Source organism: Candidatus Culexarchaeum yellowstonense (assembly GCF_024707025.1).
Classification (GTDB): Archaea; Thermoproteota; Methanomethylicia; order Culexarchaeales; family Culexarchaeaceae; genus Culexarchaeum.
Genome location: NZ_JANGFQ010000047.1, coordinates 1 through 10,882 on the forward strand (window position 1 = coordinate 1; position 10,882 = coordinate 10,882).

Annotated in this window: 7 protein-coding genes, 1 pseudogene and 1 CRISPR repeat array; of the genes and pseudogenes, 2 read left to right on the forward strand and 6 right to left on the reverse strand. The window is 38.0% G+C overall.

Annotation, left to right across the window (positions count from 1 at the left end):
- Positions 1–19: 19 nt before the first annotated feature.
- Positions 20–496: direct repeats of the CRISPR family, unit length 24 nt; unit sequence GAATCTCATAAAGAGAATTGAAAG.
- Between the two features lie 776 nt (positions 497–1,272).
- Genes cmr6 through cmr4 form a run of 6 tightly spaced genes read right to left on the reverse strand, consistent with a single transcriptional unit; the run spans position 1,273 to position 8,471 of the window.
- Positions 1,273–2,058, reverse strand: coding sequence for a type III-B CRISPR module RAMP protein Cmr6 (cmr6, locus tag MRT15_RS06650; protein ID WP_304329094.1), 786 nt, complete (start codon positions 2,056–2,058; stop codon positions 1,273–1,275).
- The gene (cmr1, locus tag MRT15_RS06655) at positions 2,055–3,314 is read right to left on the reverse strand and encodes a type III-B CRISPR module RAMP protein Cmr1 (RefSeq protein WP_304329095.1); all 1,260 of its coding nucleotides are present in this window, start codon (positions 3,312–3,314) and stop codon (positions 2,055–2,057) included. Before cmr1 ends, cmr6 begins: the two co-directional genes overlap by 4 nt.
- Positions 3,244–4,224, reverse strand: a complete 981-nt coding sequence (locus MRT15_RS06660) for a type III-B CRISPR module-associated Cmr3 family protein (protein WP_304329097.1) — start codon at positions 4,222–4,224, stop codon at positions 3,244–3,246. The genes cmr1 and MRT15_RS06660 overlap by 71 nt, the downstream gene beginning before the upstream one ends.
- Positions 4,225–7,071: a type III-B CRISPR-associated protein Cas10/Cmr2 gene (gene cas10, locus MRT15_RS06665; protein ID WP_304329099.1), complete on the reverse strand. Its 2,847-nt coding sequence runs from the start codon at positions 7,069–7,071 to the stop codon at positions 4,225–4,227.
- Between the two features lie 14 nt (positions 7,072–7,085).
- Positions 7,086–7,583 (reverse strand): type III-B CRISPR module-associated protein Cmr5, encoded by a 498-nt coding sequence (gene cmr5, locus MRT15_RS06670; RefSeq protein ID WP_304329100.1) that lies wholly within the window; start codon positions 7,581–7,583, stop codon positions 7,086–7,088.
- A 3-nt stretch (positions 7,584–7,586) separates the two neighbouring features.
- Entirely contained in the window at positions 7,587–8,471 is an 885-nt protein-coding gene (cmr4, locus tag MRT15_RS06675; RefSeq protein WP_304329102.1) for a type III-B CRISPR module RAMP protein Cmr4, read from the reverse strand.
- A gap of 266 nt (positions 8,472–8,737) precedes the next feature.
- Here cmr4 and MRT15_RS06680 point away from each other — a divergent pair, with 266 nt between their 5' ends.
- Both MRT15_RS06680 and MRT15_RS06685 read left to right on the forward strand, forming a co-directional pair.
- Positions 8,738–10,267, forward strand: a complete 1,530-nt coding sequence (locus MRT15_RS06680) for a TM1812 family CRISPR-associated protein (RefSeq protein ID WP_304329103.1) — start codon at positions 8,738–8,740, stop codon at positions 10,265–10,267.
- 348 nt (positions 10,268–10,615) lie between these two features.
- A pseudogene (locus tag MRT15_RS06685) lies at positions 10,616–10,882 on the forward strand (beta-glucosidase); the annotation flags it as partial.

Consider the following 10,882-nt stretch of genomic DNA (forward strand, 5'->3'; position numbering starts at 1 on the left):
GTTATAACGGGGGATTTTTGAATCTCATAAAGAGAATTGAAAGCTGTTCAAGTGCTCAGTGTTGCTTTCGGACGGGAGCTGGAGGAATCTCATAAAGAGAATTGAAAGTCTGATGTAGGGCGGGTTCACTCATTTTCCATCACCTCAGAATCTCATAAAGAGAATTGAAAGTTTTACATTTCTCAATCTGCTTATTATTTGCCTCTATACGAATCTCATAAAGAGAATTGAAAGCGTACTCCCTCGGCCCCCTGTAGCCCTCGATTGCTTTTTGAAGAATCTCATAAAGAGAATTGAAAGTAAGCCTTTCCGTATGCGTCAACCGTAACGGTTACGCTCGTACGAATCTCATAAAGAGAATTGAAAGTCGGGGTGTCCACGCCGGGCATGTCGAGCCTGTTCGGCTTCTTAGAATCTCATAAAGAGAATTGAAAGTGTTGTACAGCTCCTCCGATAGACCTGTTACAGTCATGAATCTCATAAAGAGAATTGAAAGATAGAAGAAAGAGGGCAGAAGAGATCGTTAGAGGGGTTCATGTTTATCATGGAAATTTAGTAGCCTACGCATTTCTTCATATTCTTGCCCCTCCTCCGATCATTCATAGCACTAGTCCTCCTTTCAAATTCATCCAAGTAAATATTATGTTTTTCTATGTAGATGTTCATTAAGGTTCGTATATCGATCTAGACATGCCAAAATACAAGATTATGATATTTTGTTGCTTTAGCATCAATGTATACTTTCAATTCGCGTTAAGAGATTCTTAGTATGAATATTGTAAGTTTAAACCAACATCCACGATTAGCACATCTCATACTCTTCGTAGCTTCCAACTCTGCACTGCAATGGCTCATCTACATCCGAGCTTCCAATATATAGATATCCATTCTGCAAGTTCAACATTTCTCTCAATTCTTCTTTCCAATTCCCTTTATTGGGTTCCGATATTCATTTTTTCTCTGGTTTTTGGTATGATTAATCCAGAAGTTATCATGGTGTAAATAAAACTTGCATTAAATTGATAATGCTTGCACCAGTTGATGATGCGCTTATTCGTGGAAAATTCAACTATAGTTGAAAAGTATATCGACAATTTGTAGTTAACCATAGAGTGAACTAAAATTTATCAAAAATTTAGTAATCAAAAGGTCAGAGATCTGCACATACTCATATTCTCTAGTATCTTTGAAATTTTGTTATGAGAAATTCCTTTTGATATTTTCTTGTAACCAAGCTATGTTAAGTCTTAGGTCTTTATTTTGTAAACGTCATCAGCTATGACCTTCAAGTTCCATTATACCATACCCAAGAAGAGTTTTTGCCCCAATTCCTCTTTTCAAGACTTCTACCAAGAATAATTTAAGCTGATTAATGAGATCTCTTTTTTCTGGCTTTATGCCAACCACTATCCTAAATATGACACCCCTGTTTACTACGGGATATATAATAGGGGTGGGTTCGGCTTCCGTTTCTTTTATCTTCACTTCCTGTTCCCTATATATGGGGGTTGTGACCTCAGGAACCAAAAGGTTATACCTCGAGCTTATAGGATATGAATTGAGAAATACTATGGAGGATGTATCCTCCATAGTTCCAAGTAGGGAAGCTAAATCCTTCTTTTCCATTTCTATGTAGGATCTGAAGCTCCCTTTAAGGGAAGATGCAGGTATGTAAGGGAGATTCAGCAAAGGGTCCCATGCTAAACCCACTTCAAATATTTGTTTTCCAAACATATCGTTCGCCATACCCACTATTAATCTTGATCCCGTTTTTCCCGTAAAATCGAATACAATATATCCGCATGCTTGAAGAGCTGATTTCTGCATATCTAGAAGGTTTGAAGCTTTTTTAAACATTTCATTAAGCTTCTCTGGGGAATAAGCTATTGACAATTTCTCTAATACCTTTACCTTTCTCTCTTCCAGAGCCTCTCTTTTCTTACGATATTCCTTCCTAACCTTAGCTTTATCTTTCAAATATCTTACACTTTCTCTCCTAAGCCAAGAAAGCACGTTAATGGAAGATGGATTTAAGGGGATTTCTTCAACATACGTCATGGATAAACCACCTCATAATTATAGTTCATTTTCTTAAGATAATTTTCGAGACTTGAAATTGAACAGAGATATGCCTCCTTCACTCTCCCGCCATCTACGTCTAATGGCTTTTTACTTTGTTGCCCTTCTTCATGCAATCCTCTCCATTTAATCTCAGTAGGCCAGTCGCCAGAGAGGAAGAAAGTGAATAGAGCATTCTCCTCATGAACTGCAAGATGAATAGGACTTGCCCTTCTATTAACATCACTTGTATAGCCCGTCTCTCTTTGTTCCCTGGGAAGTCCCAGAAACCAAGCCAATCTCTTCCTCGTTATACTATCCTGACTTTTGTCAGCACTTGTTATCTTGAAGCCCATCCTCCCCGACCTTCCTGGCCTATAGAAGAAGTCCTGAAGTTCAATAACCGTGTCTTCCATTCTCTTCTTGGTTTTTGGCTCAACTTTTATTACTATAAAAACTGGGGCCTCCTTCTTATTAAATAAGCTAATGGATTCATCGATTTCTGATAAGTCAATCTTCAGTCTAGATACACAGTCAAGTAGCGGTATTTCAGATACTTTTTCCACTCCAAGATTAAGATAAGATCTTGCAGAATCTAAAGTCTCATTTATTAACTCTCTTAGCATGTTGTAATCAATCTTTTTGCCTTTTAAGAATCCCCCCTCAAAACCATCAACTTCAATTGAGAATGTACCCAAACCTCTTCTTCCTCCCTTCCCTACACCATTTAAGGATAGAGCGGTTAGAAGGGATCCTAATGCAAGCTTCTCCTCATTTTCATCTACCTTCTTAACATGAGGAGATTCTTCTATCCTTATCTCTACATAAAGATTCTCCCCATGGCTTACCTTCTCCCGCCTTCCAAGCGAGAGAAGTCTTATTCTCTGAGCACCATTTATATTCTTACATTCCTTTTCGTCAAAAGAAACTTTATTTACAATTATTCTAAACTTTGAAGCTGAATTAAGGCTACCTAGTATATCCCCTGTCTTTTCACAAATGTACTTTATCTCCGCTACGCACTCTTTTTTGCATTTAAGTTTTCCAGCCTCGTATAGAGCTCCTGCTATGTAAGCTCTTAACCAGTATCTCCAAAGTCCTTTAATTGATTGGGTCCTAAAGGGGTCATCCTTGTGGAATTTTGTGTCGTATCCTCCAAGAAGAAGCCAATTTTCACTTCTTAACTTAAGGGTGACGTTCATTTTTCCATCGCCTCTCAACGGGGATAACGGAACCAAAACCAAGCCCCTTCCCAACGCCTATCCCCTCCTCGTATATCTTCCTCCCTTCCAAGCTTTTTTCAAGACTTATAACACTCCCTGGAACTAGGGCTTGATAAATTGGCTTTCTTTTCTTCTTAATCTCACTATATCCAGCACCTAAAATCTCTATTTTTCCATAAACTTTGATGTCACTAGCTTCCCATAATTCTTCTTTCAGTTTCTTCACAAACTCTACTCCAGTTTCATAGAGGATGGGAGATAAAACGTAAAGAAGATTTGCTTTCTCAGGGATTCTACATATATAACTATCAACTTTTAATATTTCGAGGAGCGAAGCCCTTCCCTCTCCCCCAAGTCTCACCACATATTTTCCATTCTTCATTTTCTCAGATATTATGTCAAATTCGATTGTAGTTTCTATGTTAGCATCCTTTCCAGATAGATAGTCTATGAAGTTTGCTGTATAAATGAGTCCTCTCTCCTCATCGGCTACCTTCTTCATCTCCTTAGTTCTCGTTTTTAATCCTATTCCAGTAAAAGTCAACTTTTGGGGTATAAATCCCCTTTTAATAAATTCCCTCTCCTTCAACCCTCCTTCCATCTCTCCACAGAGCTGTTTCCTCCTCATATCCAAATAGCTTGGGATATCGTCCAACCTTAAGAATACGCCATTAATCCTATTCTCCACATAGTAGATAGACCCCCTCCTTACATAAGGTCCTCTAAATTTCGCCCCCTTAAGAGCCATCGAGTATGCATAATCCCACTCCGCGGAGCTTGTGTCTATATATCCAAATGTTGTTGCGATAGCCCCTGCTATTGTTGATGGACTTGGTGCAAGAAGAGAATGTGCAGAGGAATAAACTCCTCTCGTACTTGGATCGAATTCTCCAGGCCCTCTAAATAAATATGGTTCAAGAACTCTAAATAAAGCTCTATACATTTACTCACCCCTCAAACCGCTATAAAGAAGCCTACAAGATTTAAAAATTTCCAAAAAGAGGGGCTTTTCGATTTCTTCTCGCGCATCATACCTCCTAACATCTTCGTTCTCTTTTATTATTTTCATTATTTTATCTAGGAATTCTCCTTCTTCTTGTAAATGCCTTTTCACCACGTATTTTATCAATTCCTCAAATATCTCCATTTCCTTCAACTTCCATACGCTTTCAGCCATTTTCATGATGTTTCCACCAGATACTTCATAAAGCAATGTTGTTGAAACCTTCTTCGATGAAACCATGTTCATCATATCCCCTAAGAACATTATGAGATTTGTGAGTGTAAATTCATCTTTCTCCAAGGAGAATGGAATAACGGAACTTTCTACAGAACCCCTTGCCGAGTACGTTAGGACGAGAGAATCTTTCTCCCTCTTCCTCTCCCCACATATCCAAACTGACTCTTTCGCTATTTCCTTAAGACTGGAAGCAGAAGCTCTTACCACATCATAAAGCGGATACTTGTAGTGTGCAATGTAAAGGGAATAGCTTCTTCCCATATTCCCCATCGACGGAATGTAATAGTTATTGAGTTTATGGAATCTCATGTTTTTATGGCTGTGCGCCTCCCTGACAAAACCTCCATATGCTAATCTACTTTCATCAATTATCTTAACCGCGAAGCTAACTGGTGCTACTGAAAGAAGATCATCTCCTCCCGCATAAATTACAACTCCATTATTCTTCTCAACTATCTCTATATCCTTAAGAGCAGCCACCATTAAGGCTCTTGAAACTGAAACATGGTAAGATATACTAACGGGCAACTTCCCCATCAGTTTAATATCATCCATGAATTTGCTGACTTCATTTATGTTTCTTTCATCAAGATCTTTTTTACGTGCAATTTCCTTAGCTGAATTTCCGTTTTCTAGTAAAGTCTTTATTATTTCTTTTGATTCTCCTTCGAATGAATTGACGATGTAATCCTCCACTTTTACTCCAAGAACACTTAAATCTCCTCCCATAATCTTCCTTATGTTATCTCCATCCGCCCTTATTAATGCATAATATATGTTTATTGAGGAAGTTAAGACTCTTTTAGCTTGAAGCTCCCTTCTAACTCTATTCCAAAGACTTCTAGGGGATACTTCACCGCCCTTAGTTTCAAGTATTGCATTTTCTGCCTCAGTAAAAAGGAAGTTTTTGAGATAATTCTTCAACTTATCGTTTATATGAAGTTTGTCCAGCTCCTTACCCCTTCTTTCTTGATATTTCCATTGAGACTTATACTCTTCCTTAAAAGGGATTAAGAGAACTTCTAAAAGTTCCCTTATACTCTCATATTTCCACAACTCATTTAACTTTGATGCATTTGAAATGATGCTATCTCTGAAGTCGAATGTGGAGAAGTCTGCTAAAGAGGGGTATTTCTCTATTTTTACGTCAGCTCCATACCCTAAAATCTTGCTTAAAGCCAGTCCAGGTCTAAAGGAGAATATCCTCTTTATAAGACAATATGGGCAAAGCTTCTCTCCCTCTCCCAAAAAAGCTTTAAGGGCTTCTATTTCCTTTTCATCGATTATCGCTGGAAGTTTTCCACACATTGTGCAATATTCAAACCCTCTCCTACTCATCCCTCTTCTCTTTCCATCAAACATCTCCTTTGTCATCTTAGTTAGTGGGAGCATGCATGCCGGATCTTCCTTTAAAAGTTTCTTCATTTTATTCTTCTTCGCCACTTCATCAAATGCACTGCTATAGGATGCAGAAGGATCTTTAAGAGAAATTTTTACAGCAGAAACCCTTATCGTAAAGGGAGGATTCTCGGCGAATCCATAATCCTCATTTTCCCGAAGCCTCATCACTAGAGGCTGTAGCCCGAATTCTGATGAACAATCTAATATGCCATCACAAAACATCTCCCACTTCTTCTTAAACTCCTCTTTTATCGACGCTTCAATATCCTTTTCAATGGGTGGAAGCATTAATGTCATTGAAGCTGGAACTATTGCAAATCTCGGGAAAGACCATTCAGTATATATGGGGTTTAGAACTTCCATTATATACTCCCTTATCTCGGGTACTATATTCATAAGGTGATAGTAGTAGAAGAAATTGAATCTACATGTTGGAATTATTATGACATCCGGCCCATACTTCTCAATGAAATCGAGCACTACACTCCAGAGAAGCGTTGAAGCCATGTAGCTTGATGCCCATAGATCTCTTAGCTTCCTAGATTGTGATATGAAATCTTGTATCCCTGCTACATCTAAGTAAATGAGAAATCCTCCATCTCCATAGGTCCAGTTAAGTGCGGATGCAGTTGCATAAAGGTGATCAAATACTGTATGAGTTGGTATTCTAGTGTCAGCGGGTCCTGATGGCAATCCTTCGTTTATCCATACGAGCTCGTAGAGTCCATAAAGGGCAAGATACGCTTCTCCCAGATCATCGATTTTCTTCAATATTTCATTTAGTTTTTCCATAACTTTCAATGATTTTTCCTTTGGTACATCTACATTACTCAGATCGATCTCTATTCTAGGATCTATTGGATTCTTCAGCTTTATTGCTTTTTCCAGTAATGCTCCTTTCTTATCTCCTACAAGTAAGCCGAGTAGCTTTCTGTCAATTGAAGCCGCTAATCTATCAGCATCGATCACTAAGTCTTCTGAAAGCATATCAATTGCATTTTCAAGGGGGGTACCAGTTAGTGCTTTCTTGGCAAGTTCCTCTGCCCATTTCTCATGTTTTTCATATCTTTTCAAGCACCATGCTTTATCAGGAGGATCATGGAATAATGTTGCTACTTTTAAAAGGAAGAATTTCGGGGAGGATGACATTTGCTCACCTTTCATCATCCAGATGGAAAAATAGCTTCAGCAAGTCTCTTTATCTCCAGCAAATATGGCATGAGAAGTGATGGAAAAATAATTAAAAGTTCTGAACTTGTTAATGCTTCTATGCAAGAGAGGGGAGAGTTTGGATCTATATTGATCTTAGGTGCAAGTCTCTTTATTTCTAAAAGAATTAGGTAGAGATAAGCGGCATAACCTCCCTCTGTTGAGTTAAGCTTCTTCAAATTTTCTAATGTTACTTGGGTTTGTTTGGCAAAATTAACGAAAGCTGTATATGTTTGCTTTTCTGCATCTCTAGTTTTAGCATATATGAAGCTTATTGTAGGTATCACTCCAACTTCATATAGAAGGGAGGGGCATTCTCTCGACCTAGCTCTAAAGGATTTACCAAATTCTTCCTTATCTTTATCTAATGATTTCAGTATACCTTGAAAAAGTTTATACACAAGTTTAAAGTCGTTTACAGCCCTTTCTTCTGGGCTTATCGATTTCTGCATTTTTCACACCTCTATAAGTTCCACTATTCCTCTCCCGATAGTTTCGTCTCCCCCTATTATCAGATATTTCACTTCTCTCAACAAAACATCTAATGGCTCCTCATCCTTCAAGTAATTTTTCAATTCATTCGATCTCTCCTCCTTTAAACATTTAGCTAGATAATCCTTTCCATATCCAAGAAGCACCGTAACGAATACAGTACCTACTGGAATTACTTCTTCAGTCCAAGGCCCCTCTTCAACAACCTTTTTATTTCTATTTAGCTTTATCCTAGCAATCCTTATTAATGATCTATCCACAAGTGCTTTTGCGCCATCATCATGTAAAGATATCAAACTTTCAGACTTATCTAGGCCTATTAAATCTCTGAGATAATTCATTTCACCCGTCTCCTCAATTAAATTCTTAGATATGTTAACTTCTTCACATAAAACAGCGCTCTCTAATCCATCTATCACATGCTTATTCATGAAGCCAACAGTTGCTGGGAATTTTTCTGAAATACTGGCTATTTCCTCAACTTTCTTTGCAATCTCACCGTATTTCTTATTTAAAACTGAAGCCATGCTTAGATATTTGGCAAATCTCTTGAGGAGAAATGGACATGTGACACTAGTGTATATCCCTTTCAAACTCCTAACAGGGAAAGAAATCATGTAGGAAGTCATTACAGCCATTGGGGATGAATACTTTTCTTCATCAGCTTGATCTGGTCCTAAGAGATAAATAAGGCTCTTTTTCCTATAATAAAGAACTGTTTTCATTGATCCCTTTATGCTTGAACTGTATATGACGGGAAAGCCTACACTATCTCTCTGAATTGCCAAATCAACAACTTCAGTTCCTCTACCAATTCCAGGATGAAGATCACTTAAAGACTTTATCAAAACGACTTTTGCCGATTTATAAGGTTCGAGTGGCATGCTACTTTCACCTTACTACTATGATTATGGATGAAAAAAATTTAAGTATTTCTATCCGGCCATCTTCTAACAAGTTGTCGTGTTTATGGGAACAAAGACTTACGGACATTAACATCTAAGCTGAACATCTTTACACATTAATCATAATGAAAGGTTTCCAAGTTATCCTCATTTTTTGATGTGTTTAATGTTTTTATGTTTTTTGTTTCTCATTTGTTTTGTGTGGTGTTATGAGTGTTATAGTTTCTGTTTGGGGCGATCCTGCTCAATGGGATCCAGTTAGGTATTATGTTGAGGATATGAGGAGTGGGGATTTTAAGCTCTTGAATAGAAAGTATAGGAGTACTCTTGGTGCTTTAATGGAATTTTATAGTGATGCGAAGGTATTGTTGTTTGTAGCTTCTACACTTGTAAGGTTTTCTGGGAAAGTGTTTGAGAGATATCGTGAAGTTGTCGATGATGTTGTGTCGAATGTGAATGAGTATTTGAAGAGTGGGGATTATTGTATGGATTCAGAGAGGGTTGAGTTGAGGGTTTTACCTGGAATTGGAAGGTTTAAGCCTAAGAGTGGTAATGAAGCCGTAAATTTCATTGGTAACATTAATGCTTTCAGGGTCGCAACTTCGATATCTGCGTACGAGTTTATATGTAGAGTGAAGCCTGAAACATTGATATTGGATATATCTCATGGAGTGAATTATATGCCAGTTTATGTTAGGCAATCGGTTTATGATGCTTTTAATGCGTATGTGGCTTTAAATGGAAGGAGTGCTAGGTGGGTGGTGTACAATTCTGAGCCATTTAGTAAAGATGCAAATGTTAAGAATCTACAATTGAACATTGTTGAAGATTTTGAGGTTAATGCTGTGAGAGCTAGAGAGCATCTGTACAACGACTTTGAATCGCTATACATAGATGGAAACTTTAAGCCATATAAACCTGATGTGAGGGGTTTGGAAAGCATTAGGGAGTGGAGGAGGCTGAATGAACAAACAATTAGATTCGTGAAGTTTTCCATAATGGGGCAAATAATACCATTGATAGAAACCATGAGGGAGTTGATTAGATTCGAACGTGAGAAATTGATGAGCGAATTGAAGAGGTACTCGTATCTCGAAGATTGCGATGACATCGTAAAGATAACGTCAGATAGGAAATCCTTAAACGTGCAATACCTTCATGCACCACAATACCAAACCACGCTAATGATGTTCATTAAGGATATTGTGGAGAAGTTATCTGACAGAGAGATAGTTGAAGCTAAAAACGGATATGAAATCGAGGGTTTGGGAAAGATTACTGAAAAATTCATCAGAGAACCAGGGAAGACATTAATCAAAAATGAACTATTCCAAATAGAGGAAAGAACAGAACTATGCAGAGAACTCCAACTCAAATTAAATGAGTGGGTCCTATATAGGGCAATAACAGAAGTCAGCGAGAGACAAGTAGAATTTGAAGGTAGAAAAACCAAACTAATAACCGTATACAGAAACTACAAAGATAAGAAGGTAGAGGAAGACAAATTCAAAGAAATAATCATGAGAGAAAGGGAAGGCTTACAAAAAGACGTCAAAGAATTCATGAAAGTAAAAAGCATAGATAAGAGAAACTTTATAGCGCACGCAAGTTTGGAAGGTAACGTAACATTAATATCAATAAGGGACGGGAAAATTTACGTAAAATACTCACAGGAAAAAGCCATGCGAAACCAGCTAGAGAAAATATTGGGGGAACTGATTAAACAATCAAGCTCGTAAAATCCAAATCTAAACCCAAACGCTACCAAATTAGAAGAATCCATGCAAAGTATTAAACAAATAAATATTTTTGAATACATTTTAATCCAAGCCCTCCTGAGCTAACCTCCGTCTAGGATCAAGCCTGTCGAGAACCGTAACGATAATGCTGGTATCCATGTAACTCATCTCTCCCTCAAAAGTTACTCAGTTGCTCCACTGAGATCTATTGGTATAAAGTCAAAGTACTTGGTTAAAATTTCATAAAGAGAATTGAAGGGTTGAAACTGGTGTTCTGTTTATGTTTGGGTGGAGATTTGATGAAAAATTGAAATACTATTGGATTGTATAAAACTTTGAGGGGGAGGTATGGGTGTGTCTAAAGTTGATGGTATGATTTCTCAAATGACTTTGGAAGAGAAGGTGGGTTTGGTCGTAGGTGTGGGGTTACCTGGTTTCTTCGGGAATCCTCATTCACAGGTTCCGGGAGTTGCTGGTGAAACCCGCCAGATACTTAGGCTTGGAATTCCAGCCGCCGTTTTAGCAGATGGGCCTGCGGGTCTTAGGATAAACCCTAAGAGGGAGGGGGATGAAAAAACCTATCATGCTACGGCTTTTCCGATTGAGACAATGCTC

What these genes read in the sequence shown, in the direction of transcription:
- cmr6 (WP_304329094.1), bottom strand. Translation starts at nt 2,058, where the DNA reads ATGACGTATGTTGAAGAAATCCCCTTAAATCCATCTTCCATTAACGTG.
- MRT15_RS06660 (WP_304329097.1), bottom strand. Translation starts at nt 4,224, where the DNA reads ATGTATAGAGCTTTATTTAGAGTTCTTGAACCATATTTATTTAGAGGG.
- cas10 (WP_304329099.1), bottom strand. Translation starts at nt 7,071, where the DNA reads ATGTCATCCTCCCCGAAATTCTTCCTTTTAAAAGTAGCAACATTATTC.
- cmr5 (WP_304329100.1), bottom strand. Translation starts at nt 7,583, where the DNA reads ATGCAGAAATCGATAAGCCCAGAAGAAAGGGCTGTAAACGACTTTAAA.
- MRT15_RS06680 (WP_304329103.1), top strand. Translation starts at nt 8,738, where the DNA reads ATGAGTGTTATAGTTTCTGTTTGGGGCGATCCTGCTCAATGGGATCCA.